This window comes from Mycobacterium sp. IDUB_9 (genome assembly GCF_055419505.1).
In genome coordinates this window covers 245,163-270,180 of the sequence record NZ_JBVAXU010000005.1, presented here as the reverse complement: position 1 = coordinate 270,180, position 25,018 = coordinate 245,163, and the positions used below count along the sequence as shown (strand labels likewise).

The 25,018-nt window shown below is 66.6% G+C and carries 26 protein-coding genes; 7 read left to right on the top strand and 19 right to left on the bottom strand.

The annotated features are described in order from the left end of the window. The first annotated feature begins 219 nt into the window (after positions 1–219). Entirely contained in the window at positions 220–699 is a 480-nt protein-coding gene (locus tag ACZY08_RS22495; protein WP_463746827.1) for a TetR/AcrR family transcriptional regulator, read from the top strand. A gap of 12 nt (positions 700–711) precedes the next feature. Here ACZY08_RS22495 and ACZY08_RS22490 read toward each other — a convergent pair whose 3' ends face one another. After that, entirely contained in the window at positions 712–1,839 is a 1,128-nt protein-coding gene (locus tag ACZY08_RS22490) for a M24 family metallopeptidase (RefSeq protein ID WP_463746826.1), read from the bottom strand. A 52-nt stretch (positions 1,840–1,891) separates the two neighbouring features. Here ACZY08_RS22490 and ACZY08_RS22485 point away from each other — a divergent pair, with 52 nt between their 5' ends. Continuing rightward, positions 1,892–2,767 (top strand): hypothetical protein, encoded by an 876-nt coding sequence (locus tag ACZY08_RS22485; RefSeq protein WP_463746825.1) that lies wholly within the window; start codon positions 1,892–1,894, stop codon positions 2,765–2,767. Next, positions 2,764–3,747, top strand: coding sequence for a 5'-3' exonuclease (locus tag ACZY08_RS22480; protein WP_463746824.1), 984 nt, complete (start codon positions 2,764–2,766; stop codon positions 3,745–3,747). The genes ACZY08_RS22485 and ACZY08_RS22480 overlap by 4 nt, the downstream gene beginning before the upstream one ends. A gap of 142 nt (positions 3,748–3,889) precedes the next feature. On the opposite strand, the gene ACZY08_RS22475 is transcribed toward ACZY08_RS22480, so the two are convergent. From ACZY08_RS22475 to pafA, 7 genes are all read right to left on the bottom strand, one after another. Beyond that, positions 3,890–4,702, bottom strand: coding sequence for a DUF4333 domain-containing protein (locus ACZY08_RS22475; RefSeq protein ID WP_463746823.1), 813 nt, complete (start codon positions 4,700–4,702; stop codon positions 3,890–3,892). A 38-nt stretch (positions 4,703–4,740) separates the two neighbouring features. Further along, the gene (locus ACZY08_RS22470; protein WP_463746822.1) at positions 4,741–7,536 is read right to left on the bottom strand and encodes a DEAD/DEAH box helicase; all 2,796 of its coding nucleotides are present in this window, start codon (positions 7,534–7,536) and stop codon (positions 4,741–4,743) included. Continuing rightward, on the bottom strand, positions 7,526–8,482 hold the full coding sequence (gene tatC, locus ACZY08_RS22465) for a twin-arginine translocase subunit TatC (protein ID WP_463746821.1): 957 nt from the start codon (positions 8,480–8,482) through the stop codon (positions 7,526–7,528). Before tatC ends, ACZY08_RS22470 begins: the two co-directional genes overlap by 11 nt. Positions 8,483–8,558: 76 nt before the next feature. Beyond that, complete coding sequence (gene tatA, locus ACZY08_RS22460) at positions 8,559–8,819, bottom strand: Sec-independent protein translocase subunit TatA (protein WP_463746820.1); 261 nt, start codon at positions 8,817–8,819, stop codon at positions 8,559–8,561. A gap of 30 nt (positions 8,820–8,849) precedes the next feature. Beyond that, positions 8,850–9,839: a helix-turn-helix transcriptional regulator gene (locus tag ACZY08_RS22455; RefSeq protein ID WP_463746819.1), complete on the bottom strand. Its 990-nt coding sequence runs from the start codon at positions 9,837–9,839 to the stop codon at positions 8,850–8,852. Further along, positions 9,836–10,825, bottom strand: coding sequence for a helix-turn-helix transcriptional regulator (locus ACZY08_RS22450; protein ID WP_463746818.1), 990 nt, complete (start codon positions 10,823–10,825; stop codon positions 9,836–9,838). The genes ACZY08_RS22455 and ACZY08_RS22450 overlap by 4 nt, the downstream gene beginning before the upstream one ends. 18 nt (positions 10,826–10,843) lie before the next feature. Then, positions 10,844–12,202, bottom strand: a complete 1,359-nt coding sequence (gene pafA / locus ACZY08_RS22445; RefSeq protein WP_208301349.1) for a Pup--protein ligase — start codon at positions 12,200–12,202, stop codon at positions 10,844–10,846. A 145-nt stretch (positions 12,203–12,347) separates the two neighbouring features. Here pafA and ACZY08_RS22440 point away from each other — a divergent pair, with 145 nt between their 5' ends. After that, positions 12,348–13,472: a baeRF11 domain-containing protein gene (locus tag ACZY08_RS22440; RefSeq protein ID WP_463746817.1), complete on the top strand. Its 1,125-nt coding sequence runs from the start codon at positions 12,348–12,350 to the stop codon at positions 13,470–13,472. On the opposite strand, the gene ACZY08_RS22435 is transcribed toward ACZY08_RS22440, so the two are convergent. After that, positions 13,452–14,135: a TetR/AcrR family transcriptional regulator gene (locus ACZY08_RS22435; protein WP_463746816.1), complete on the bottom strand. Its 684-nt coding sequence runs from the start codon at positions 14,133–14,135 to the stop codon at positions 13,452–13,454. The genes ACZY08_RS22440 and ACZY08_RS22435 overlap by 21 nt on opposite strands. Positions 14,136–14,216: 81 nt before the next feature. Here ACZY08_RS22435 and ACZY08_RS22430 point away from each other — a divergent pair, with 81 nt between their 5' ends. Further along, positions 14,217–14,654, top strand: coding sequence for a hypothetical protein (locus ACZY08_RS22430; RefSeq protein WP_463746815.1), 438 nt, complete (start codon positions 14,217–14,219; stop codon positions 14,652–14,654). Here the strand turns inward: ACZY08_RS22430 and ACZY08_RS22425 are convergent. Continuing rightward, positions 14,583–15,212 (bottom strand): TetR/AcrR family transcriptional regulator, encoded by a 630-nt coding sequence (locus ACZY08_RS22425; RefSeq protein WP_463746814.1) that lies wholly within the window; start codon positions 15,210–15,212, stop codon positions 14,583–14,585. The two genes, ACZY08_RS22430 and ACZY08_RS22425, sit on opposite strands and share 72 nt — an antisense overlap. A 55-nt stretch (positions 15,213–15,267) precedes the next feature. Here ACZY08_RS22425 and ACZY08_RS22420 point away from each other — a divergent pair, with 55 nt between their 5' ends. Beyond that, positions 15,268–15,978 carry an SDR family NAD(P)-dependent oxidoreductase gene (locus ACZY08_RS22420; RefSeq protein WP_463746813.1) on the top strand — a complete coding sequence of 237 codons (711 nt, stop codon included), beginning with the start codon at positions 15,268–15,270 and terminating at the stop codon, positions 15,976–15,978. Here ACZY08_RS22420 and prcA read toward each other — a convergent pair. From prcA to ACZY08_RS22375, 9 genes are all read right to left on the bottom strand, one after another. Further along, positions 15,967–16,728: a proteasome subunit alpha gene (prcA, locus tag ACZY08_RS22415; protein ID WP_463746812.1), complete on the bottom strand. Its 762-nt coding sequence runs from the start codon at positions 16,726–16,728 to the stop codon at positions 15,967–15,969. The two genes, ACZY08_RS22420 and prcA, sit on opposite strands and share 12 nt — an antisense overlap. Further along, complete coding sequence (gene prcB / locus ACZY08_RS22410; protein WP_463746811.1) at positions 16,729–17,526, bottom strand: proteasome subunit beta; 798 nt, start codon at positions 17,524–17,526, stop codon at positions 16,729–16,731. Between the two features lie 59 nt (positions 17,527–17,585). Beyond that, a complete protein-coding gene (locus ACZY08_RS22405) occupies positions 17,586–17,780 on the bottom strand; it encodes a ubiquitin-like protein Pup (protein ID WP_019343292.1) in 195 nt (64 codons plus the stop codon). 105 nt (positions 17,781–17,885) lie between these two features. Continuing rightward, entirely contained in the window at positions 17,886–19,394 is a 1,509-nt protein-coding gene (dop, locus tag ACZY08_RS22400; protein ID WP_463746810.1) for a depupylase/deamidase Dop, read from the bottom strand. Positions 19,395–19,403: 9 nt separating this feature from the next. Next, positions 19,404–20,336, bottom strand: coding sequence for an ectoine hydroxylase (thpD, locus tag ACZY08_RS22395; protein WP_463746809.1), 933 nt, complete (start codon positions 20,334–20,336; stop codon positions 19,404–19,406). Beyond that, entirely contained in the window at positions 20,333–20,725 is a 393-nt protein-coding gene (locus tag ACZY08_RS22390) for an ectoine synthase (protein ID WP_463746808.1), read from the bottom strand. The genes thpD and ACZY08_RS22390 overlap by 4 nt, the downstream gene beginning before the upstream one ends. Positions 20,726–20,738: 13 nt before the next feature. Continuing rightward, positions 20,739–22,025 (bottom strand): diaminobutyrate--2-oxoglutarate transaminase, encoded by a 1,287-nt coding sequence (ectB, locus tag ACZY08_RS22385; protein WP_463746807.1) that lies wholly within the window; start codon positions 22,023–22,025, stop codon positions 20,739–20,741. A 48-nt stretch (positions 22,026–22,073) separates the two neighbouring features. Further along, positions 22,074–22,619, bottom strand: coding sequence for a diaminobutyrate acetyltransferase (gene ectA / locus ACZY08_RS22380; RefSeq protein ID WP_463746806.1), 546 nt, complete (start codon positions 22,617–22,619; stop codon positions 22,074–22,076). A 473-nt stretch (positions 22,620–23,092) separates the two neighbouring features. Further along, positions 23,093–24,031, bottom strand: coding sequence for a DMT family transporter (locus ACZY08_RS22375; RefSeq protein WP_463746805.1), 939 nt, complete (start codon positions 24,029–24,031; stop codon positions 23,093–23,095). A gap of 73 nt (positions 24,032–24,104) precedes the next feature. Here ACZY08_RS22375 and ACZY08_RS22370 point away from each other — a divergent pair, with 73 nt between their 5' ends. Then, on the top strand, positions 24,105–25,007 hold the full coding sequence (locus tag ACZY08_RS22370) for a LysR family transcriptional regulator (protein WP_463746804.1): 903 nt from the start codon (positions 24,105–24,107) through the stop codon (positions 25,005–25,007). Positions 25,008–25,018: the final 11 nt, after the last annotated feature.

Here is a 25,018-nt window from a genome sequence, read left to right as displayed (position 1 = left end):
CCTAACATCCTCTAAGGCATTAGAGGATATTCATGGAGAATTTGCTCTGATCGCCTCCCCGTCGGTTGGTAGCTGGAAGGTTAGGATTGCGCCATCAGCGCACCTCGTAAGTACAACCCGACCAAGCGGCGCGCCGACCTGGCCGACGCCGCCATCGAGCTGTTGAGCACGGAAGGCGCACGGGGACTCAGCCATCCCCGGGTGGACAGGCAGGCGGGTTTGCCGGCAGGAACGACGTCGTACTACTTCCGTACTCGCAAACTCCTGTTGCACGGGGTCGCGGAACGCCTGACCGAACTCGACCTCGGTGACCTGTCGATGATGGACGAGCGCAGCGATCGATTCGAGCGCCAATACGGCGGCACCCTGGGGCTCGCGCGGCTGGTGATGCTCTCGGGTACCGAGCCCTACCTGACCCGCACCAGGGCTCGGTTCGAGCTGATCCTGCACGCCCACCGGGACCCTGACCTGGCGGCCATCATGGCGACCTACGGCGTCCAGTTCTACAGCCGGGCACGCGAAGTCATCGCCCGCTGGTACGACGATCCCACCGTGCCGGCCACCCAGATCGAGGAAAGTGCCGTCGTGGTGCTCACCTTCATCAGCGGCATCATGACCAGCTTCATCCACGGCAGCCCCGTCATCACCGACGCCCACCACCTGGACCAGCTGATCCGCCACCTGCTGCAGCGTGGATAGCGGTGCGTACGCCTAGCCCACCGGGACGACGACGAGGTCGTGCGGCTGATTGTTGACCGACAACGCACCGCCCTCGGTGACCACGACGATGTCCTCGATACGGGCGCCCCAGTGGCCCGGGAAGTACACGCCGGGCTCGACGCTGAATGCCATCCCGACCTCCAGGGGCAGATCGTTACCGGCCACGATGTAGGGCTCCTCGTGCACCGACAGCCCGATGCCGTGCCCGGTGCGGTGGACGAACGCCTCGGCCAGCCCCTCGGCCGCCAGCACGTCGCGCGCGGCCGCGTCGATCTGCTCAGCGGTCACCCCGGGGCGCACGGCCGCGACGGCGGCCTGCTGCGCGCGCTGCAGTACCGCATAGCGACGCGCCACCTCCGGATCCGGCTCACCGATGCTGTAGGTGCGGGTGGAGTCGGAGTTGTAGCCGGGCTCGTACGGACCTCCGATGTCGACGACGACGATGTCCCCGGCGCGCAACTCACGGTCGGAGCACTCGTGATGCGGGTCCGCACCGTTGGCGCCGGAGCCTACGATGATGAACGCAACTTCTGAATGCCCTTCGGCGACAATGGCTTCGGCGATGTCAGCGGCCACATCGGCCTCGGTGCGGCCAGGCACCAGGAACTCGGGAACCCGGGCGTGCACGCGGTCGATCGCCGCACCTGCCTTGCGTAGCGCATCGATCTCGGCGGGGTCCTTGATCATCCGCAGCCGGCGCAGCACATCGGTGGCCAGCACCGGAACCACGCCGAGCAGGTCGGCAAGGGGCAGCAGGTGCAGGGCGGGCATGGCATCCGTGACCGCCACGGCACTTCCCGGCCCGCCGAGCGCGTCGGAGACCATCTGATACGGGTTCTGCCCGTCCACCCAATCGCGCACCGTCACACCGAGTTCGGTGACCGCCGACTCACGCAGCGCCGCCAATTCCAGGCGCGGCACCACGATCGTCGGGTCGCCGGAGGCCGGTAGCACCAGCGCCGTCAGCCGCTCGAAGGTCTGCGCCCGGGAGCCCACCAGGTACCGCAGGTCATAGCCCGGGGTGATGACCAGACCGGTCAATCCGGCGTCCGCCGCGGCGGACGCCGCCGCGGAAAGCCGTTGGGCGTAGACATCGGTGCTGAATCGGCTGACGCTCATGGCGTCGAGGCTAGTCCGTAGCTCACCGACGCCACCGGCTACTGTCGCTGGAATGTTGCGTGACATCCGTGATCTCACCGACGATCCCGAGGCCTATGCCACTGAGCTGCGCAGGCGCTGGGGCGGCCTGCTCAGTTATCGATACCTCGGGCGCTCGTATGCCTCGATGGACCTGGGCCCGGTCGACGACACGGTCACGTTGCGTCGCGACATGCGCAACCCTGCGGGCGGATTGCTGCTTGCGGTGCTCGGTATCTCCTCTCCCGACAGCGGCGGAGTCAGTGATCTGGAGGCCGTGCCCAATCCGGTCATCCATTCCTGTCAGGTCCTGGATCCGGCCACGGATGTGGCTCGCATCCGGGTGGACACCGAGGTCCTCAAACAGGGCAGGCAACTGGCCTATAGCCGCTCGGTCATCGTCGACGCCGACAATCCGGACCGGGTCATCGCACTGACCGAGGGCCAGGGCATCTCGATCGGCACACCACCGGAGGGCCTGGAGAAGATGCCCGTCGACCCGATAGGTGTCGTCGACGGACCGGATCTGCCGCCGCTGTGGCAGGTGTTCGGTGGCAGCAAGCGCGACAGCGGACCGTGGGCCGGGCACTGGGCGCTGCCGGAGCTGGCAGTCGAGGTGGCCTCACCGGACGCCGCCCTTCACATCGGCCCGCAGTTCGTGATACTGGAGACGGCTGCCATGGAAAGCGCGGTCGAGGCCACAAACAGCGTTGCGTTGCAAGGCCTTTCGTCGCACGTGATGTTCTTGGCGCGCGGCAAGGCCGGCCCGTTCCGGGTCGACACCCAGGTACTGACCGGCGCCGGGAGCGCGGGTGCCGGCAGCGTCGCCGTCAGGGCCACCCTGTACGACGAGGGTGCCGGCGGCAAAGCCGTCACCGCCGCCTCATACATCTTCGGGAGGATCCAGTGAGCGACCCGGTTCTGCTGCTCGACGGCGCCAGCATGTGGTTCCGGTCGTACTTCGGTGTGCCCTCGTCGATCAAGGCCCCCGACGGCCGGCCGGTGAACGCGGTGCGCGGGTTCCTCGATTCGATTGCCACTCTGGTGACCCGGGAACGGCCGCGCCGGCTCGTCGTGTGCCGCGACGACGACTGGCGGCCACAGTGGCGGGTCGACCTGGTGCCCTCGTACAAGGCGCACCGGGTCGCTCGGCCGGAGGCCGACATCGGGCTGCGGCCTCCTCCTGATGGAACCCTCTACGTCGAAGAGGTTCCCGACGACCTCACCCCGCAGGTCGACATGATCATCGAGCTGCTCGACGCCTTCGGCATCGCGACGGCCGGGGCGCCCGGGTTCGAAGCCGACGACGTGCTCGGCACGCTGGCGACACGTGAACAGCGGGATCCGGTCGTGGTGGTCAGCGGCGACCGTGACCTACTGCAGCTGGTACGTGACGAGCCCGCCCCCGCCGTGCGCGTGCTCTACATCGGTCGAGGGCTGGCCAAGGCGACGAAGTACGGTCCGGAGGAAGTCGCAGAGCTGTACGGGGTGCCCGTCGACCGAGCCGGACCCGCGTATGCGGAGCTCGCCCTGCTGCGGGGTGATCCGTCCGACGGACTGCCCGGTGTAGCCGGCATCGGAGAGAAGACGGCCGCGGCCCTGCTGGCCCGATTCGGCTCCTTGGAGGGCATCAAAGCGGCCACCGAGGATCCGAAATCCTCACTGTCCAAAGCACACCGGGCCAAGTTGCTGGCCGCGGCCGACTACCTGGCGGCGGCCGAGCCGGTGGTGCGGGTGGCCACCGATGCCCCGGTGACCATGACCACTGCGACCGATCAATTGCCGCTGGTCGCCGGCGATCCGGCCCGGGTCGCCGACCTGGCCGCGGCGTACGGGGTGACCTCGTCGATCAGCCGATTGCAGTCGGCCCTGGACCGGCTGCCCGGCTGATCTCGGACATTGCCCATCGCGCGGGCTTTACGCGCCGTTTTCTACATGCGGGTCGCTCACGGCGCGGCGAGCTGCCCTCATGTAGAAATCGGCGAGAAGTCAGCCAACGCGCCGGGCCAAACCAACGTGGCGACCGGTAGGACTACTTGGGCCGACCGACCTCGTAGGTGCCCTTGTCGTCCTTGAAGGTCACCGTCACCTTGCGCTTGGTGCCGTCGATGGTGACCTCGCAGTCGAACGTCGAATCCTTCTCGACCTTCGGATTTTCGCCGTCGTTGCACTTGACACCGGTCACCTTGGTGGCGCCGTAGCCGTTGGTCTTGTCGGTCAGGATCTGCTCGACGCCGCTCTGGGCCTTGTTGATGTCGAGCTTGGTCGTGACCGCCCAGCCGGGTAGCCAGAAGGCGGTCACCGCCAGGATGATCAGCAACAGCGCCACCACGCCGCCGACAACGCCGCCGATCACCCCGAGTGAAGCCTTGGAACCCTGGTCGGCACCTGGGATGCCGTACTGACCGAACTGACCGGGAGCGCCGTACTGGCCCGGTTGACCGAACTGACCCGGCTGTCCGGGCTGTCCGTACTGGGGCTGCTGGCCGGGCTGGCCGTACTGCGGCTGCTGCCCGTAACCGGGCACCTGGCCGTACTGGGGCTGCTGGCCGGGTTGCGGGTACGCCTGCTGGGCGTACTGATCAGGCCCGGGATACTGCGGCTGCTGGGGCTGTTGCGGCTGCGAATAATCCGGCTGCTGAACGCCCTGCGGCTGCTGCGGGTAGGACGGGTACTGCTGCGGCGTGTACGCCGGAGGCTGCCAGGCCGGAGTGTTGGTCGTGGGGTCCTCGGAAGCGGGGGTCGGCGGCTGCCATGCCTCGGCGCCCGACGCCTGGTCCGCTCCGGGCTCAGGCTGCTGACCGGGCCACTGTTGTCCCTGGTCAGATCCCTGCGGTCCGCTCATGGTTCTCCTTGATCCTGTTCTGTGTCGCCTCAGACACCCTACCCCGCATCAACAGCAACAACGCCGCGCCGAACATCGTTGACAGCGCGTTTCGCGGTATTGCGCAGGGCGGATTGCGGCGCGGCATTACGGACTTGGTCGAGCAAATCTAGGACCTGGCGGCACCACCGCACGAAATCGCCCGCCGAGAGCGTCGAACCCGACCCGTTCACATCAGAGGCGGCCAGGGCGGCAGCCAGATCTCCGGTGGTGGCCCAGCGGTAGACCGCGGTCACGAATCCTTCGTCGGGTTCGCGCCCCGGGGCCAGCCGGTGCCGCTGTTCGTCGCCGCGCAGGTCCACCGACATCCGCCGGGTACGGGCCAGCGCGCGACGCAGGCCCTCCGTGGGAATGTCGACTCCCAACACACCGCCCGCCGAATCCCCACGGGACTCGAACAGCACCGCCGAGAGCACCGCCGCCAGTTCTGCCGCCTGCAGGCCCTGCCACAGCCCGGCACGCAGGCATTCGGCCACCAGCAGGTCGCTCTCGCTGTAGATGCGGGCCAGGAGCCGGCCGGCATCGGTGACGCTGAGATCCGGCTTGAGTTCACCGTCGTTGTTCGCTTTTATGAACCCGCGTTCGCTGAGCAGCGCCACGATCCGGTCGAAGGTGCGGGCCAGTGAGTTCGTCGCCGCGTTCACCTTCTGCTGGATCTGGGCGTTGTCACGTTCGATGCGCAGATACCGTTCGGCGATCCGGGCCTGCGCTTCACGATCTGGCAGTTGGTGGGCCGGATGATCACGCAACTCGTCACGCAGGCCGGCGAGTTCGGGATCGACGTCACGTTCGGGGGCGCCGGTGCGCCGGCCCGACCGCACCGACGGCAACGACAGGTCGGCTGCGGCCGAGCGCAACGCCGACGCCAGGTCCCGGCGTACGCGCGGCTGCCGGTGCTCCACCCGCTTGGGTAGCGTCATCGCGCCCAGCGGGGCCGAGGCACCTGAGTAGTCGGCGGACGAAATCCGGCCGGCCCAACGGTGTTCGGTCAACACGAGCGGTCTCGGGTCGTCACTGTCGCGCTGGGCAGGCTCCAGCACCACCGCCAGTCCACCGCGGCGCCCCTGGGTGATGGTGATGATGTCGCCGCGGCGCAACGCGGACAACGCATCGGTGGCCGCCTTGCGTCGCTGCAGGCGCGAGGCCCGCGACTGCGCACGCTCGCGTTCAGTGATCTTCGCCCGCAACCGGACGTAGTCGAGGATGGGCGCGTCTGGACCGCCGAATTCGGTCGCCAGCTCGCCCATCATCCGTTCGCCGCGCGCGATCCCGCGCACCAACCCGACCACCGACCGGTCTGCCTGGTACTGGGCGAACGAACGTTCGAGCAGTTTGTGGGCCTGTTCTGGCCCCATCTGCTGCACCAGGTTGATGGTCATGTTGTAGCTCGGCGCGAACGAGCTACGTAACGGGAAGGTTCGAGTGGAAGCCAGGCCGGCGACCTCGGCGGGTTCGGCGTTGCTGTCGTCGGGCCGCCACAGCACAACGGCATGGCCTTCGACATCGATGCCGCGACGCCCGGCGCGCCCGGTCAGCTGGGTGTACTCGCCCGGTGTCAACGGGACATGCTGCTCGCCGTTGAACTTGACCAGGCGCTCGAGCACCACGGTGCGGGCGGGCATGTTGATCCCCAGCGCCAGCGTTTCGGTAGCGAACACCGCCTTTACCAGGCCCGCGGTGAAAAGTTCCTCCACGGTGTGCCGGAAGACCGGCAGCATGCCCGCGTGGTGGGCGGCGAGCCCACGCAGCAGGCCTTCGCGCCACTGGTGGTAATCGAGCACGATCAGGTCGGATTCGGCCAGATCGGCGCAGCGTCGGTCGACGATCTCCGCGATCCGGCCGCGTTCCTCGTCAGTGGTGAGCCGCAGTGGCGCACGCAGGCACTGTTGGACCGCCGCGTCGCATCCGGCCCGCGAGAACACGAAGGTGATGGCGGGCAGCAGCCCCGCGCCGTCCAGGGTGGCGATGACGTCCGGCCGGCTGGGCGGCCGGTACAGCTGCGGGCGACCTCCTCCGCGGCCACGCCCGCGTGGTTGCCAGTCGGCCAGCCGGTCCGCCTCGCGCCGATGACTGATGTGGCGCAACAGCTCTGGGTCTACCAAGGTTGATGTCGCCGCCCGGGCGGCTCCGTCAGTGCTTCCGGCGCCCTCGAACAGGTCGAACAACCGCCGGCCGACCAGCATGTGCTGCGACAGCGGGACGGGCCGGTGTTCGTCGACGACGACGGTGGTGTCGCCGCGGACGGTCTGGATCCAGCCACCGAATTCCTCGGCGTTGCTGACAGTGGCCGACAGGCTGACCAGCAGCACCTCCTCGGGCAGGTGCAGGATGACCTCTTCCCACACCGCGCCGCGCATCCGGTCGGCCAGGAAGTGCACCTCGTCCATCACGACGTAGGAAAGTCCGTGCAGTGCAGGTGAATTCGCATACAGCATGTTGCGCAGCACTTCGGTGGTCATCACCACGATGTCGGCGTCGCCGTTGATGGACTGGTCGCCGGTCAGCAACCCGATCTTGTCCGCACCGTAGCGGGTCACCAGATCGTTGTGCTTCTGGTTGCTCAGCGCCTTGATCGGCGTGGTGTAGAAGCATTTTCCGCCGGCCGCCAGCGCCAGGTGCACCGCGAATTCACCGACCACGGTCTTACCAGCCCCGGTGGGCGCACACACCAGGACGCCGTGCCCGCTCTCCAGCGCGCGGCAGGCACGCACCTGGAAATCATCGAGGGCGAACGGGTATTCGGCGGTGAACCTGGTCAGCTCAACGCCCGTCCCCTCACCTGGTTCAGGTGGCATCGTCGTCGATGCCGATCCGTGACGGACCCAAATCCGGTTCTGTCACAGGTTCGGGCCGTTCGACGGGTTCCACCGTCGGGATGGGCGCAGCCTCGTCCTCGGGCACCTCCAGTGCCTCGCGCCGGGCCTTGCGCTTGTCGTTGATCCGCGCCACCTGGATGGCGAACTCCAACAGGAGGCTGAGCGCGCCGGCCAGTGCCAGCATCGTGAACGGGTCCGACCCGGGGGTGGCGAACGCCGCGAACACGAACAACCCGAAGATCAGTCCGCGGCGCCAGGCCTTGAGCCGCTCATAGCTGAGCATGCCCACCAGGTTGAGCATGATGATCAACAGTGGGAACTCGAAGCTGATGCCGAACACCAGCAGCAGGTTGATCAGGAATCCGAAGTACTGGTCACCCGACAGCGCAGTGACCTGCACGTCGCTGCCGACGGAGAGCAGGAAGCCCAGGGCCGTGGCCAGCACCACGTACGCCAGGATCGCGCCGGTGATGAACAACAGGGCGCCGACGCACACGAACGCCATCGCGAAGCGGCGTTCCTTCTTGTACAGGCCCGGCGTGATGAACGCCCATAGCTGGTAGAGCCACACCGGGCAGGCCAGCACGAGCCCGGCCGCCAACGCCACCTTGAGGCGCAGCATGAACTGGTCGAACGGGCCGGTGGCCAGCAGACGGCACTCGCCGTCCGGTGCGATCGTCGCGCGCGCCGAGTCGGGCAGCGCGCAGTACGGGCCGCGCAGCCACTCCCCCAGGCTGTGGAAGCCGAAGAAGCCGTGGGTGTACCACAGGAAGCCGAAGATCGTCGTCAGCAGAACGGCGGCCACCGCCATCAACAGACGGTTGCGCAACTCGTGCAGGTGGTCGACCAACGACATCGTGCCGTCGGGGTTGACCCGCGAACGGCGGCGACGTGGATCGAGCTTCTTGATGAATCCGGAGGTCACTGGCGTGTTCTAGAGGCCTGGTCGTAGACGCGACACGGCATCGCGGGGCGATGACCGCGATCGGCTGCCGGACCGGTCAGGCCGTGTGGCGATCCGGGGACTGCTCCGGGGCAGGCGCCTCGACCCGCTCGGAAGCTATCGGCTTCGCCGGCGGGGGGTTGTCGGCCGTGGGACCCGAAGACGCTGAAGAATCCGACTGCATCTCCTTGATCTCCGACTTGAAAATCCGCATCGACTTACCGAGCGACCGGGCGGCGTCCGGCAGCTTCTTGGCACCGAAAAGCAGTACGAACACCGCGATAACAATGATCCAGTGCCAGGGTTGTAGACCACCCAATTTGGTTACCTCCAGACGTCGGTGCCGAGTCTACTCGCGTGTGCCGTCGGTGTTGTACGCATGCGGCGTCACCGCGTCATAGACACGCAACGCCTCTCCGGCAGATTCCTGCACCCGCTGCGCAAGTTCCTGTGGGGCCAACACCCGCACCGCCGAACCGAATCCGAGCAGGAAGCGCGCCATCCACTCGGGCGAGGCGTACGTCATCACCGCTTCGCACGCCCCGTCGGGCAATTCATTGACCACCCGCAACGGGTAGTAGTCGAACATCCACGACGCGGATGGGTCGATCAGCAGAGTTGCCGACGGCAACGACGGGTCGGCGGTATCGGGATCGAACAGCGAGGTATCGATGCCGGCCTGCACCGCCGGCGACGGCGGCTCAGCGGGATCGGCGAGACGCTCTGCCGCGACGATCCGGTCGAACCGGAACATCCGGACCGCCTCGGCGCTGCGGCACCACGCCTCCAGGTAGCTGTTGTCGCCGATGAGCACGACGCGGATCGGGTCCACCGTGCGGGTGGTGAGCGAATCACGCGAAGCCGAGTAGTACTCCAGGGTCAGCGCACGGGCGTCCCGCACCGCGGCGCGTACCGCCGCGGCCGTCCCGGTTTCCTGGGGCACGCTCTCCTCGACAGCGGCGCGCTGGCTGCCCGCCGCCGATTCGATCTTGGCGATGGCGCTGCGAGCGGCCTCGGGGTCCACCATCCCGGGCACGTCGACCAGCGAACGCAGGGCCACCAGGATGCCGGTGGCCTCCGTCGACGTCAGGCGCAGCGGGCGATCGACACCGGCGCTGAAGGTGACTTCGACGGTGTCCCCTTCGAAGTCGAAGTCGATGAGATCGCCGGGACTGTAGCCGGGAAGCCCGCACATCCACAGCTGCCGCAGATCGTCGTCGAGCTGCTTGGCTGTCACCCCCAGGGCGGCCGCGGCCGCCGAACGCGTGACCTTCGGGTTGGCCTGGAAATACGGCACCATGTTGAGCATCCGGACCAACCGGGTGGAAACCTGACTCATGACCGCTCCACCTGCGCCCGCAACCGGCTCACCACGTCGTCGCGCAATGACGGTGGTTCCAGCGCGACGGCGTCGACGCCGTAGCCGGCGATCTCGCGGGCCAGCCGGTCCGACATTCCGATGTCGACGGTGATCTCCTCCCCTGCGCGCCCGCCCAGCGTGCGCGGCACGGTCTCGATCGCCTGACGGCGCAGCGCGGTGGCGCGTCCGCCGGCGATCCACACCCTGGCCTGTTCACCGGTCGGTTGTTCGGCCACGGCACGCGCGACGATGTCACGTAGGTTCACCTCGTCGGGTTTGGCCACCGCGCAGGCCGGCCCGACCGTGCTCACGTCGGGATCGATACGGGAAAGGCGAAAGGTACGGGTGTCGTCGCGGTCACGGTCGTGTCCGACCAGATACCACCGGCCGCGATGGGTGACGACGCCCCACGGCTCGACGTTGCGGCTGGTGTGCTCCACGTTGCGCGAGGCGCGGTGCCGGAACTGCACCGCGTGCCCGGAATCGATCGCCGACAACAGGATTCGCAACACTTCTTCAGAGCCGCGCAGGCCGGGCAGCGTTGCGGTCGAGGCGATGGCCACACCGGCCCCGTCGGCATCGACATCCACGCCCGCGGCACGCAGCTTCAGCAGTGCTCCCTGCGTCGCAGTGATCAACTCGGGCGACTGCCACAGTTGAGTGGCCACCGCGACCGCCGCCACCTCATCGCCCGTCAACTGGACCGCGGGCAGCGCGTACTCGTCGCGGTTGATGCGGTAGCCCTCGGTCGCGTCGAACTTGGAAACCCGCCCGGTCTCCAGCGGGATTCCCAGGTCGCGCAGTTCGTTCTTGTCACGCTCGAACATCCGGGAGAACGCCTCATCGGTGGGACTGTCCTCATAGCCCGCGACGATGCCGCGGATCTTGTCGGCCGGCAGGAACCGATCGCTGGACAACAACGCGATGACAAGATTTATCAACCGCTCGACTTTGGATACCGCCACGAGATGAAAGCTTAGAGCTCACATGCTGGCGATCAGGCGCTTGACCCGCTCGTCGACCGATCGGAACGGATCCTTGCACAGCACGGTGCGCTGAGCCTGGTCGTTGAGCTTGAGATGCACCCAGTCCACGGTGAAGTCGCGCCCGGCTTCCTGTGCGGCGCTGATGAACTCGCCGCGCAACTTGGCCCGGGTGGTCTGCGGCGGGGTGTTGACCGCGGCGTCGATCTCCTCGTCGGTGGTGATCCGGGAGGCCAGACCTTTGCGCTGCAACAGGTCGAACACGCCACGACCACGCTTGATGTCGTGGTAGGCGAGGTCGAGCTGACTGATCTTCGGATCGGACAGCTCCATGTTGTAGCGGTCCTGGTAGCGCTGGAACAATTTGCGCTTGATCACCCAGTCGATCTCGGTGTCGACCTTCGCGAAATCCTGGCTCTCGACCGCGTCGAGTTGGCGGCCCCACAGATCGACGACCTGCTCGATCTGGGTGCTCGGTTCCCGGGTCTGCAGATACTCCACGGCCCGGCTGTAGTACTCGCGCTGGATGTCGAGGGCGCTGGCCTGCCGCCCGCCCGCCAACCGCACCGGACGCCGCCCGGTCAGGTCGTGGCTGACCTCACGGATGGCGCGGATGGGGTTGTCCAGGGAGAAATCCCGGAACGGGACACCGGCTTCGATCATCTCCAGCACCAGCGAGGCGGTGCCCACCTTGAGCATGGTGGTGGACTCGCACATGTTGGAGTCGCCGACGATGACGTGCAGCCGGCGGTACTTCTCGGCGTCGGCGTGCGGCTCGTCGCGGGTGTTGATGATCGGCCGCGAGCGGGTGGTGGCGCTGGAGACGCCCTCCCAGATGTGCTCGGCGCGCTGGCTCAGGCAGAAGGCTGCGGCCTTCGGTGTCTGCAGCACCTTGCCCGCACCGCAGATGAGTTGGCGCGTGACCAGGAACGGCAGCAGCACATCGGAGATCCGGGAGAACTCACCGGCCCGCACGATCAGGTAGTTCTCGTGGCAGCCGTAGGAGTTGCCCGCGGAGTCGGTGTTGTTCTTGAACAGGTAGATGTCGCCGCCGATGCCCTCGTCGGCGAGCCGCTGCTCGGCATCGATCAGCAGGTCCTCCAGGACGCGCTCACCGGCGCGGTCGTGGGTGACCAGCTGGGTCAGGTTGTCACACTCGGCCGTCGCATACTCCGGGTGGCTGCCCACATCCAGATACAACCGGGCGCCGTTGCGAAGGAACACGTTGGAACTGCGGCCCCACGACACGACCCGCCGGAACAGATAGCGGGCAACCTCGTCGGGACTGAGCCGGCGATGGCCATGGAACGTGCAGGTCACACCGAATTCTGTCTCGATGCCCATGATTCGTCGCTGCACGCCATCGAGCTTACGGGGTGGCTGACGGTAACGGTGGGCAAGCTCGTCCATCGTGTTCGTGGCGCAACCTTTCTCGGACTTTTGACCCTGGTCAGCGCCCCTGGCAGGCATAGGGTTGGAGAAGCATCGACACAAAGGAGTGGTGATGACCCGCTATGAACTACCCGATGTTGCCGACCTGATCCGCCTTGGCGAGCCCCACGAGAACGCCATCACGGTCTATGCGGAAACCGCACCGGGACCGGACGAGCGGGAGAAGAGCGTGCTGACGGCGAAGAGCGCGGTGGACCGGGCACTGCGCACGATCCGCGAATCCGGGGCGCGGCACGCCGTGGAGGAACAGCTGCGGTCACGCTGGACCGAGATCGCCGAATCGGAACTGTGGCTGAGCCTGTCCCGTTCGGTGGCCATCTTCATCGCCGACGACTTCCATGAGGTCTACGTCCTGCCCAACGCTCTGGACAGCCAACTGCAGGTGGGCAGTTACTTCGACATCGGCCAGTTGGTGCGGGCAGTCACCACGCCGCAGGACGCCTACGCGCTGACGCTGTCCGCCGATGGCTGGAACCTGTGGCAGGCCACCGCGAGTACGCGGGCCGAGGAGTTGGAGCTCACCGGCGAGTACGCCGTCGACGTCGCCGATGCGACCCACCGCGCCACCGTCCGCGACCGGGGTCATGTGCGGCGCCTGGTCGGTGACGAGGGCAAGAAGGTGTTACTCGAGCAGTACGCCAAGCGGGTCGCCGATGCGGTGGACAGCGAACTGGGACAGCTCGATCCGTCGTCGACGCGACCGCTGTACCTGTTCGCGACCGGCCCGCTGCTCGACATGTACCGCGGCCTCGACCACAAACGCCAGATCGTGGCGGTGCCCGGCGCGGCAGACCAGCTGCGGCCCGATCAGATCGACGGCGCCATCCGGGAGTCGCTGCCCGCCCTGAACGCCGAGCAGGCCAGCGCGTGGGTCGACGAGTTGGGCGACGACATCGGCAAGGGGCTGGTGGCCACCGATCTCGGCGACATCACGCGGGCCGCGGCGGCCGGGGCGGTGGACACGCTGGTGTACAACTTCACCGTCGATGTGGTGGGCCGGATCGAGGCAGCCACCGGAGCGCTGCACTACGACGATTCCGGCTATGACGTCCTGTCCCGCGTCGCGGTGACGGTCCTCGACAAAGGCGGTGCGGCTTACGCCGTGCGGCCTGACGAAATCAGCTCCGGCATCTGGAACCAGACCGCTGTCGCGAAGCTACGTTTCCCCCTGGCCTGAGGACGCCGACGCGTGCAGTGACCCGGCGGGCGCGCCGAGGATGCGTTCGAACGCCTGCAGGTAGGCACCCACAACCTTTTGGGCATTCGCCCCGCTGATGTCGGAGCCCGTGGCGCCGTCCGCCTCGATCGCATCGATGAACGCATCGGCCAGGTGTAGTCCCATCCCGGTGATGATGCCTGCGGCCTCGTGCGGGTAATCGGTGTCGAAGACGCCTTCGGCGCAACCCTGGCGGATGATCGACTCCAGCATGGGCGCCGTGGTGCGCATCGAACCCTGGGTCATCTTCTGCCGCAGCAGCGCATTGTTCTCGTCATGCCACAACCGGATCAGGGTCGCCACCTCGGTGACACTCTCCGATTTCCATGCCCTCGATGCGTCGAAGTAGGCGTGCATCTTGTCGAGTGCCCCGCGGTGCGGGTCCTCGACGATGCGGGCCAACCGGACGGTGGCACTCTCTCCCATCTGCTCGATGACGGCCTCGAGGAGGGCGCGCTTGGACCGGAAGTAGTGGTAGAGCGCCCCTTTCGAGATCTGCAGCTGGGCCAGAAGATCCTCGATGGTCATCGCCTCGTAGCCCTTGTCGTGCATCAACCGCAGTGCTGCATCGAGAATGTCGCGACGCCGAACGGCGTATTCGGTGGGGTTCACCTGACGTGCCACGAATCCTCCGTTGACGTTGGACGTGGACCGAGTCTAGCCTAAAAATAGACCGTCAGTCGGTTTATTAATCAGGAGCCGCACATGCCGCAACCCACACCGCAGGCCCGGCAACGCACCCGCGCGTTCGCCAGAGTCCTCGGCCCCTTCGTCGCCATCGCCACCGTCATCATCGCGATCCGGCTGCCCAGCCTTCAGAACCTGCTCGGCGACCTGTTCACCAGCGGGACTCTGCCCTGGATCCTCGGGGCCGCCATGCTGCTGATGGGGCTGGTCGTGATCGCCTTCCACCAGTACTGGTACAGCGTGACCGCCGTGCTGATCTCGTTGTTCGGCTGGTTCGTCGCACTGCGCGGGGCAGCCATGATGGCCATCCCGTCTGCCATCGAGTCCGGTGCCGATGCAACTGTGACCAGCGCCGGGCTGCTGATCGCCGCACGTTGCTTCTTCCTACTGCTGACCGCGATGGGACTGTGGTTCACCTATGTCGGCTGGCGCCCCGAGGACACCGACGGACGGTGAGCCGGCCGGGCTCCTCAGCCCGTCCAGTACAAAACCGAGGTGGCGCCGCCACACGGCATCGTCGCCGTCGGCCATCGCGATCACCTTCGACATGGCCCACATCAGCGTGGACAGGTCATCCGCCCCGAAGTCGGCGCGGAGCACCCCGGCCTCCCTGGCCCGGCCCACCACGGCCTCGAGAAGCCCACCGGCACGGCCACATTCGCCCGCGACGTCGACAGCGCCGACCGGGTTTCGGGCCACCGCGTCGTTGATGCTGCGGTCCGAGGCCTGCATCGCGAACAGGCTGTCGAGGAATCCGGTGAACCCCCGCCACGGGTCGGCATCGCCGAGCGCCTGCTGCGCCAACCGATCGATGACGGCCAAACGATCGGACAGCACGACATCCAGGAGTGTGCCGCGGTTCGGGAAGTGGTTGTAGAGCGTGCCGATGCTCACGCCGGCCCGTCGGGCGATCTCGTCGAGCGGTACGTCGACGCCGCGCTCGGTGAAGAGATCCGCGGCCGCGGCCATCAACCGGTCCCGGTTACGGACCGCATCCGCACGCATTGCCGCCATGCCGTTCAGCATATCGAAGTTGAGGGCACACTCAACTTGTGTTATTAAGTTGAGCATGACCTCAACTTCTTCTCCCGTCCTGCTGGCACTCGGCGTCGGCCCCGGTCTCGGTCTTTCCGTCGCGCAGCGGTTCGGCGCCGAGGGGTACCGCGTAGCACTGATTTCGCGTTCATCACGACGGCATTCGGGTTACCTGGAGGCACTGGCCGACAACGGAATCGAGGCGGCCGCCTATGTGGCCGACGCATCCCGACCCGATCAGCTGCGCAGTGCCATCGACGCTGCCCGCGCCCGGTTCGGCCGGATCGACGTCGGCTACTACGGTCCCGCCGCGTTTGAATCGGCACCCACCGACGACATCACCGGTCTCGACGCCGCAGGCGCGAAAGCCGCGCTCGACAGCGTCGTACCCGCGGTCGACTTTGCCGCCCAACTGCTTCCCGAGATGCAACAGCGCGGCAGCGGAGGATTGCTGTTCGCCGGCGGGCTGAGCAGTGTCGTGCCGATGCCCCCGCTCGGCGGGCTCGCCCTGGCGGCGGCGGCGCTGCGCAACTACGCAGTCACGCTGCACGCCGCGCTTGCGCCCACAGGCGTGTACGCCGGGACGGTAACCATCGGCGGCCTGATCGAGCGCGGCGACATCTACCAGGCGATGGCGGGCGCGGGTGATCTACCGACGATCGATCCCGACGAATTGGCGGACCTCACGTGGCGGCTCTACCGCGACGGCACCGAGGCCGAAGCGGTGGTCAACCTACTTACCTGATTTCTTCGGCTTCACCGACGGCTCAGCATCGGCCGTCTTGTCCGAAACCGCTTCAGGCAGAAGCGCTTCCAGCGCGGCACCGGTGATCCGGCGGAAACACCGGCGCGGCCGGGTGGCATCGAGCACGGCGACTTCGAGTGTCGCCGGACCCAGAGCGCGTGCCTCGGATCCATTACCGCTCGCGCCCAGCGCCTCCACCGCGATCTTGATCGCAGCGGCCAGATCGGCGTTCTCCGCGTACGACTCGTTCAGCGCGGCGATGATCGGCTCCGTGGTGCCGCCCATCACGACGAAGTGCGGCTCGTCAGCAATCGACCCGTCATAGGTGATCCGGTACAACTCCGGGGCCTTCGTCTCGCCATAGTGCGCGACCTCGGCCACGCACAGCTCGACCTCGTAGGGCTTGGCCTGCTCGGTGAAGATCGTGCCGAGAGTCTGCGCGTAGACATTGGCCAGCTGGCGACCGGTCACGTCCCGACGGTCATATGCGTAGCCGCGGGTGTCGGCGAACTGGATGCCGCCGCGCCGCAGATTGTCGAACTCGTTGAACCGGCCGACGGCGGCGAAGCCGACCCGGTCATAGAGCTCACTGACCTTCTGCAGGGAGCGCGACGGATTCTCGGCGACGAACAGCACGCCGCTGTCGTACGCCAACGCCACCACGCTGCGGCCTCGGGAAATGCCCTTGCGGGCCAATTCGGAGCGCTCACGCATCGCCTGCTCGGGCGAGATGAAATACGGGAAGCTCATTTACCCCTCACCGCCCGTCCGGGTCCGGCGCGCGATGACCTCGCGGGCCAGCTCGGCGATGCGTCCCTCAGCGATCTCCTCGGCCCCGCCGGCGCCGAGGGTCACCGCGGTCGGATAGATGCCGCGCACCAGATCGGGTCCGCCGGTGGCGGAGTCGTCGTCGGCAGCGTCATAGAGCGCCTCGATCGCCACCTTCAGCGCCGAATCCGCGTCGACCGCTTGCGAGTACAGCTTCTTGATCGAGGACTTGGCGAAGATCGAGCCCGAGCCCACCGACTGGTAGCCCTCTTCCTCGATGTTCCACCCGCCGGCGGCGTCGAAAGACACGATGCGCCCGGCGGTCTGCGGGTCGGCGGCGTCGACGTCGTAGCCCACCAGCAGTGGCAGCGCCACGAAACCCTGCAGTGCGGCACCGAGATTCCCCCGCACCATGATCGCCAACCGGTTCACCTTGCCGCGGAACGTCAGCGGCACCCCTTCGACCTTTTCGTAGTGCTCCAGCTCCACGGCATAGAGCCGGGCAAACTCCACTGCGATGGCCGCGGTACCCGCGATGCCGGTCGCCGTGTATTCGTCGGTGATGTACACCTTCTGCACATCGCGCCCGGCGATCATGTTGCCCTGCGTGGAGCGACGATCACCGGCGATCAGCACCCCGCCGGGGTACTTGATCGCGACGATGGTCGTCCCGTGCGGCACTACGTTCGTCGGGTTGATCGCGCCGTCGGAGACACGGTTCACCGGCAACAGCTCGGGGGCCTGCCGCCGCAACAACTCAGAGAAAGATGACAGGTCCATGGCTACAGAGGGGGTACCGGAGAGGGTTGGTTGGGACAGAGACAGGTTCTCGCGCCAGGTCACTGGCCGCCCTTTTGGACGTATGCGCGCACGAAGTCTTCTGCGTTCTCTTCCAACACGTCGTCGATCTCATCGAGCAGATCGTCGGTCTCTTCGGCCAACTTTTCGCGACGCTCCTGGCCGGCGGCCGATGCACCCGGGAGGTCCTCATCCTCGCCGCCGCCACCGCCACGCTTGGTCTGCTCTTGAGCCATCGCTGCCTCCTGCAATTGTGATCGGCCGGGCTAACCGCCCAACCGGTTCTTCCACAGTACCGGTCGGCACCCGGATTGCCCGGGATAGCTCACCGGTCGAGATCGTCAGTTCGTGAGTTGCTCGACGAGTTCCGCGGCGCTGTCCACGGAGTCCAGCAGGGCCCCGACATGCGCCTTGCTTCCACGCAGCGGTTCGAGCGTCGGAATCCGGACGAGCGAATCCCCGCCGAGATCGAAGATCACCGAGTCCCAGCTGGCCGCGGCGATATCGGCGCCGAAACGGCGCAGGCATTCGCCTCGGAAGTATGCCCGGGTGTCGGTCGGCGGATTGTCCACCGCGTCGATCACCTCCTGTTCGGTGACCAGGCGCTTCATCGAACCGCGCGCCACCAACCGGTTGTACAGGCCCTTGTCCAGCCGGACGTCGGAGTACTGCAGATCGACCAGGTGAAGCCGAGGCGCCTGCCAGCCGAGGTTCTCGCGCTGGCGGAACCCCTCCAGCAACCGCAGCTTGGCGGGCCAGTCCAGGATCTCGGCGCATTCCATCGGATCGCGTTCGAGCAGGTCCAGCACATGGGCCCAGGTCTCGACGACGTGGGAAGCCCGCGGGTCGGAGTCCTTGATGTCGACCAGTTTGGCCACCCGGTCCAGATAGACCCGTTGCAGCGCCAGCGCGGTCATCTCCCGACCGTCGGCGAGCGCGACCGTGGCCCGCAGCGACGGATCGCGGCTGATGACGTGCACCGCATGCACCGGCCGGGCCAGCGCCAGATCGGACAGGTCCAGCCCGAACTGCGGGCCCTCCTCGATCAGGTCGAGCACCAGAGAGCTGGTGCCGACCTTGAGGTAGGTGGATGTCTCGGCCAGGTTGGCGTCGCCGATGATGACGTGCAGCCGGCGGTACTTGTCGGCGTCGGCGTGCGGCTCGTCGCGGGTATTGATGATGCCGCGCTTGAGCGTGGTCTCCAGGCCGACCTCGACCTCGATGTAGTCGGCCCGCTGCGACAGCTGGAAGCCGGGATCGTCCCCTGACGGTCCGATGCCGACCCGGCCGGAACCCGTCACCACCTGACGGGACACCAGGAACGGCGTGAACCCGGCGATCACCGCAGAGAACGGAGTCTGGCGGCTCATCAGGTAGTTCTCGTGCGAACCGTAGGACGCACCTTTGTTGTCGATGTTGTTCTTGTAGAGCTGGAGCTTGGCGGCGCCGGGCACACTGGCGACATGGCGGGCCGCGGCCTCCATCACGCGCTCACCGGCCTTGTCCCAGATCACCGCATCCATCGGATCGGTGCACTCGGGCGCCGAGTACTCCGGGTGGGCATGGTCCACGTACAGCCGGGCACCGTTGGTGAGGATCATGTTGGCCGCGCCGACCTCGTCGGCATCGACGATCGGAGCCGGCCCGGAGGCCCGCGACAGGTCGAATCCGCGAGCGTCCCGCAACGGGGATTCGACTTCGTAGTCCCACCGGGTGCGCTTGCCCCGCTGAATCCCGGCGGCTGCCGCGTACGCCAGCACTGCCTGCGTCGAGGTCAGGATCGGATTGGCGGTCGGATCTGACGGCGAGGATATGCCGTATTCGACCTCTGTTCCGATGATCCGTTGCATGGGGCCAGCCTAGGTGACGGCCTGTGCACCCCGACCCCGGGCCGCCAGGTATTCGGGCCGTCGCCGCGGTGCGGCGAACGGCTCCGTCAGCGCGTTGTCGACGGAGTTGAAAACCAGGAAGACGTTCGACCTCGGCAGCGGTGTGATGTTGGACCCCGAGCCGTGCAACAGGTTGGCGTCGAACCACAGGGCAGTGCCGGGAGGACCGGTGAACTGGTGGATGTCGTGCTCGTCGACGGCCTTGGTCAACGTCGTCTGATCGGGCACGCCGACGTTCTGGGCGACCAGGGAGGTGCCGTGGTTGTCCTCGGGCGTGGCGCCGACGCAGGGATAGAACGTCTGGTGCGAGCCGGGGATGACCATGAGCGACCCGTTGTACGGGTAGTTCTCGGTCAGGGCGATCGAACACGAGACGGCACGGATCGCCGGCATGCCGTCCTCGGCATGCCAGGTCTCGAAGTCGGAGTGCCAGTAGAACCCTGTCCCGGTGAAACCGGGCATGAGGTTGATCCGGGCTTGGTGGATGTAGACGTCGCCGCCCAGGAGCTGCCGCGCGATCGGTAACACCGTGTCGAGCCGGACCAGCTGTGCGACCAGGTCGCTGAGCAGGTGCGGTTCGAAGATCGACCGGATCGTGCCACCCGGCTCACGGATCACCCGTGGGTCATCCGACTCCAGATCTACTGCGATCCGGTCGATTTCGTGCCGCAACAGCGGCAGCCAGTCATCCGACACGGTCTCCGGCGCCACGAGGTACCCGTATTCGGAGAAACCGTCCAGGTGATGCTGGCTCAACGGTCCGTCAGCCACACCGCCCCACACCACGGGCTCCTGGCGCGGTATCGGCTCGATCGCGTGGTCGAGCCGGGTCGGGTACCGATCCTCGACACCGGCCGAGTCCGTTCGCGATTCGCCGACGGATTCTCGCTGGACTGCCGTCATGCGACCGACTGCGGCGCCGGGTAGACGCCGTTCTCGTCGTGGACCTCCCGCCCGGTCACCGGCGGATTGAACACGCACAACATCCGGAGCTGCTCGTCGCACGTAACCCGGTGGCGGTCATGGTTGTTGAGGACGTACATGGTCCCATCGGCGAGCGGGTACTGCTGGCCGGTCTGCAGATCCGTCAGCGTGCCGGTGCCCTCGATGACCCAGACCGCCTCGATGTGGTGCTGGTAGTGGAACTCGTTGACCGACCCGGACTCGATGGTGGTCTCGTGGAACGAGAACCCGACACCGTCGCCGGCCAGGAGAATGCGCTTCGATCGCCAGGTTCCGTCGGCGACATCGCGGTCCGTCCCGGTGATCTCAGCTGTGGTGCGAACGATCATGTTTCAAGCCTCCTCAGGCCAGCGTGACTGCGACGGACTCCGCGAGAATGTCGAGACCCTCGGACAATTCGGCGGCTGAAGTGGTCAGCGGCGGCAAAAGTTTGACCACTTCGTCGGACGGTCCACTGGTCTCTATCAGCGCGCCACGGTCGAACGCGGCGCGGCACACCTGCCCGGCCAGGTCCGCCTGGTCGAATTTGATGCCCTGCGCCATCCCGCGGCCGCGGGCGGTCACTCCGTCGTGGGCCGCGGCGATCTCCTCCAGCCGAGCCCTGACCAGCTCACCCTTGGCGACCGTCTCGGCACTGAATTCGTCGTTTTCCCAATATGTCTCGAGTGCCGCGGTGGCGGTGATGAAAGCGGGGTTGTGGCCACGGAACGTGCCGTTGTGCTCCCCCGGTGTCCACACGTCGAGATCGCGACGGAACAACGTGAGCGCCATCGGCAGCCCGTATCCGCTGACCGACTTCGATATCGTGACGATATCGGGCACGATGCCCGCGGCCTCGAAGCTGAAGAACGGCCCGGTGCGGCCGCATCCCATCTGGACGTCGTCGACGATCAGCAGGATGTCGCGCTTGCGGCACAACTCGGCCAGGGCACGCAGCCATTCGATCCGTGCGACGTTGAGACCGCCTTCGCCCTGGACGGTTTCGACGATCACCGCGGCGGGCCGGTTGAGCCCACTACCCGAATCATCGAGCACACGCTCGAACCACTGGAAGTCCTCGGTGACCCCACCGAAGTAGTTGTCGTAGGGCATCGGGGTGGCGTGCACCAACGGGATACCTGCGCCGGCCCGCTTCATCGAGTTGCCGGTGACCGACAACGCGCCCAGCGTCATGCCGTGAAATGCGTTGGTGAAGCTGATAACCGACTCGCGACCGGTTACCTTCCTGGCGAGCTTCAGTGCCGCCTCCACCGAGTTGGCCCCCGTCGGCCCGGGGAATTGCACCTTGTAATCGAGCCCGCGCGGCTGCAGGATGAGCCGTTCGAAGCTCTCGAGGAAGCGTTGCTTGGCAGCGGTCGCCATGTCCAGGGAGTGCACGATCCCGTCGGACGCAAGGTATTGGAGCAACGGCTCTTTGAGGGCGGGGTTGTTGTGACCGTAGTTCAGCGCCCCCGCCCCGGCGAAGAAGTCGATATAGGTGCGTCCCGAGGTGTCGGTCACCCAGGAGCCCGCGGCGCTGTTCATCACGGTGGGCCAGCCACGGCAATAACTGCGGACCTCGGATTCAACCGTGCCGAAGACGTCGGGCAGGTCAGATTCGGTCAGGGGTGCTGTAGTAGCCAGCAGCAAGGGACAATCCTTCCAATGTGGATCAAAATGGTTATCAGATAACTGATTTCAGCGAGAGAGCGGTGTGGTGATCGGCCCCATCCGCAGGATCGGCTCATCTTCGTGTGCTCCGCCCGCATCCAGCAGGTCGCACCCGAAATGCGGGTCTTCGACGAGCGGCACGCCATGCCGGCGCGCGAAGGCCCCGAAGAATGCGCGTGAGGCGGCATTGCCGGGCGAGACCGTGGCTTCCACGGTGACCGGGCGTCCGTCGCGCTGCGATCGAACCCGGTGCACCAGCGCGTCGAGCATCGTGCTGGCCAGTCCCCCGCCCTGCGCCGACGGCGCCACGGCGACCTGCCACACGAACAGGACATCCGGTCGCGGCGGCGGGTGGTAGCCCGTGATGAATCCGTGCAGGTCACCGTCGCGTTCGGCGACGATTGACGTCGCAGCAAAATCGGTTGCCAGCAGCAGATAGGCGTAAGTGGAATTCAGATCCAGCACACCGGTAGCTTCGGCGAGGTCACGGATGCCAATCGCATCGGTACCCCGCGGTTGGCGCAGGAACTCTTCCCGGGAATGGCGCCCGGGAACGCTTTCTAAAACACGCATATCGAGTTAAAAGTCACCACCGAACTTCTCAGCGATCATCGTCAGTTTCAAGCCATCGGTGCCTTCGACGTAAGCACACCGCCCTGCCCGGATCAAGCGCCGACACCGCCCCGGAAGCGCCAATCCGTCTGTAGTCACAGCCTTTGACCTGCAACAACTGCGACATTCGTCAATTCCAGAAAAGTGTTAGCGCCGTTATCGAATCGTTACATTGGTGCGGGGGTACCACCCTCGGCGTCGCCGCCCCGTCCGTACCCCCGGCGGGGCCGACCGGTGGACCCGAACGCACACTCGAAAATTTCTCCGCGCTTTTTCACCCTGAAATTCAAATCGAAATTTAATAATCGCTGGGTGCGGCCGATCTTCAAAAGCCGATCGAACCCGCTCGGCGGGCTCCCCTCGAATCGTCGCCTCGGCGTTGGTCGCCCTATCGTTGTACGGGCAACCCCACGCGATCCGTAGCGGCGCCTCGCCTACTCCGAGATCACCGCAGCAACGCTGCGCTGGGGACCGAGCGTGACGCCTACCCGGTGCCGGAGCAACGCCGAGGCCGGTGAGGTGAGAATCATGCGTCCCCACATCGTGCCGATGATCACCAGTACGGCTCCGGCGATTCCGGCGCCGGTGACCGGATCATCGGCCACCGTCACACCGACGACGGCCGCCCACAGTGGTTCGGTGCCCACCAGGAGACTGACCCGGGCCGGGCTGATCGTGCCCAGTGCCCGCAGTTGCACGAGGAACGCGAACACCGTGCAGGCCAACACCAGATACCCGATCAGGGCCCAGTCGGCTACGCCGTACGCCGCGGCCACCGCCGGCACGGACTGCCCGGACGCCGCGCACAGGGCGAGCGCCACTGCGGCGACGGTGATCAGCTGCACCAGAGTGGTTCGGGCCGAGTCGATCTCATTCGCTGCCGACATCCGCGCCATGACGGTGACATGCACCGCCCGCAACAGGGCGGCGATGACGATCACCATGTCGCCTGCCCGCGGGGCGGTCAGACCGCCGGACTGGGTCAGCATCGCGCAGCCGATCACCGCGAGCGCTGCCGCCAGGTAGAAGCGGTGCGCGACCCGATGGCCCTGGATCATGGGTGTGGCCACGATGGTCAGCGCCATGATCAGTCCCGCATTGGACGCCGATGTCGCGGTGACGCCGAAGGTTTCGGCGATACAGACCGCGGCCAGAAGGATTCCACCGACCGCACCCGAAGCGACCTCACCGCGGGTCAATCCCGCCAGGCGCCGGCACAGGACGACAGCCAGCACCGCTGCGGCAAGGGCGAATCGAACCACCAGCAGCGCGAAAACCGTGTCGGGCGCGGCGATCTCCTTGGTGACCAGATAGCTCGATCCCCACACCACCGCGACGGCAAGTAGGCAGGAGTCGGTAGAACGTCGGGCCATACGGGTCAGCCTCTAGCCTGCTCGATAGTTCAGTCAAGCTACTCTTTTAACCGATTATATGTAGCATTGCTTCATGGATGCTGGTCGCCTACGGATGTTGCGAGAGCTCGCCGACCACGGCACAGTCGCCGCAGTGGCACAGGTGCTGTCCATGACACCCTCGGCCGTCTCCCAACAGCTGAAGATCCTGCAACGCGAGGCCGGCGTGGCATTGATCGAACCCGACGGCAGGCGGGTGCGCCTGACCGACGCCGGGCAGGTGCTCGTAGGGCACGCCGACACCGTGTTGGCGGCCCTGGACCGAGCCCGGGCCGAGATGGACTCCTACCGCAGCACGCCCCGAGGCGCAGTGAGCGTGTCGTTCTTTCCCTCCGGCGCGGCAATGTTGTTGGCCCCGTTGATCCTTCGGGCAGCCAAGCACGGGGTCCAGGTACTCGGGCGCGACATCGACCTTCCGGCCGCCCGGGCTCCGGCGCAACTCGCCGACTTCGATGTCGTGGTGGTGCACCGCGACGAACGCGACGCATCGCCGTGGGGCCCACGCTTCGAGGCGACCCAGCTGCTACGGGAACCACTGGATGTCGTCCTTTCGCCGGGGCATCATCTCGCGAGCCGCGATCAGGTCCGGCTGACCGATCTGGCCGAAGAACGCTGGATCGGCGTGGAAGGGGGGCTGATGGTCGACGACGTGCTGAATTCGATCACCATCCTGTCCGGCATTCGACCGCGAATCATCCAGCGGATCAATGACTTCCGTGTGGTGGAGGAGCTGGTGCACGCGGGCACCGGTATCGCCCTGATGCCTCGCTACGTGAGGCTGGCGCGCGAGTTGGTGCGGTTGCCGATCGCCGACATATCGGTGGCGCGCCGAGTGGAGGCGGTCACCCGCGCGGGTGCGGTGGCGCGGCCCGCGGTGTCCGTCGTGCTCGATGAGCTGGCTGCTGTCGCCGCGGAGATCGGCTCAGCGGCCAACTGACCGCCCGCACG

Coding starts and splice junctions, on each gene's coding strand:
- ACZY08_RS22490 (WP_463746826.1), bottom strand. CDS start 1,839: ATGAGCGTCAGCCGATTCAGCACCGATGTCTACGCCCAACGGCTTTCC.
- ACZY08_RS22485 (WP_463746825.1), top strand. CDS start 1,892: ATGTTGCGTGACATCCGTGATCTCACCGACGATCCCGAGGCCTATGCC.
- ACZY08_RS22475 (WP_463746823.1), bottom strand. CDS start 4,702: ATGAGCGGACCGCAGGGATCTGACCAGGGACAACAGTGGCCCGGTCAG.
- ACZY08_RS22470 (WP_463746822.1), bottom strand. CDS start 7,536: ATGCCACCTGAACCAGGTGAGGGGACGGGCGTTGAGCTGACCAGGTTC.
- ACZY08_RS22455 (WP_463746819.1), bottom strand. CDS start 9,839: ATGAGTCAGGTTTCCACCCGGTTGGTCCGGATGCTCAACATGGTGCCG.
- ACZY08_RS22440 (WP_463746817.1), top strand. CDS start 12,348: ATGACCCGCTATGAACTACCCGATGTTGCCGACCTGATCCGCCTTGGC.
- ACZY08_RS22430 (WP_463746815.1), top strand. CDS start 14,217: ATGCCGCAACCCACACCGCAGGCCCGGCAACGCACCCGCGCGTTCGCC.
- ACZY08_RS22425 (WP_463746814.1), bottom strand. CDS start 15,212: ATGGCGGCAATGCGTGCGGATGCGGTCCGTAACCGGGACCGGTTGATG.
- ACZY08_RS22420 (WP_463746813.1), top strand. CDS start 15,268: ATGACCTCAACTTCTTCTCCCGTCCTGCTGGCACTCGGCGTCGGCCCC.
- prcA (WP_463746812.1), bottom strand. CDS start 16,728: ATGAGCTTCCCGTATTTCATCTCGCCCGAGCAGGCGATGCGTGAGCGC.
- prcB (WP_463746811.1), bottom strand. CDS start 17,526: ATGGACCTGTCATCTTTCTCTGAGTTGTTGCGGCGGCAGGCCCCCGAG.
- ACZY08_RS22405 (WP_019343292.1), bottom strand. CDS start 17,780: ATGGCTCAAGAGCAGACCAAGCGTGGCGGTGGCGGCGGCGAGGATGAG.
- dop (WP_463746810.1), bottom strand. CDS start 19,394: ATGCAACGGATCATCGGAACAGAGGTCGAATACGGCATATCCTCGCCG.
- thpD (WP_463746809.1), bottom strand. CDS start 20,336: ATGACGGCAGTCCAGCGAGAATCCGTCGGCGAATCGCGAACGGACTCG.
- ACZY08_RS22390 (WP_463746808.1), bottom strand. CDS start 20,725: ATGATCGTTCGCACCACAGCTGAGATCACCGGGACGGACCGCGATGTC.
- ectA (WP_463746806.1), bottom strand. CDS start 22,619: ATGCGTGTTTTAGAAAGCGTTCCCGGGCGCCATTCCCGGGAAGAGTTC.
- ACZY08_RS22375 (WP_463746805.1), bottom strand. CDS start 24,031: ATGGCCCGACGTTCTACCGACTCCTGCCTACTTGCCGTCGCGGTGGTG.
- ACZY08_RS22370 (WP_463746804.1), top strand. CDS start 24,105: ATGGATGCTGGTCGCCTACGGATGTTGCGAGAGCTCGCCGACCACGGC.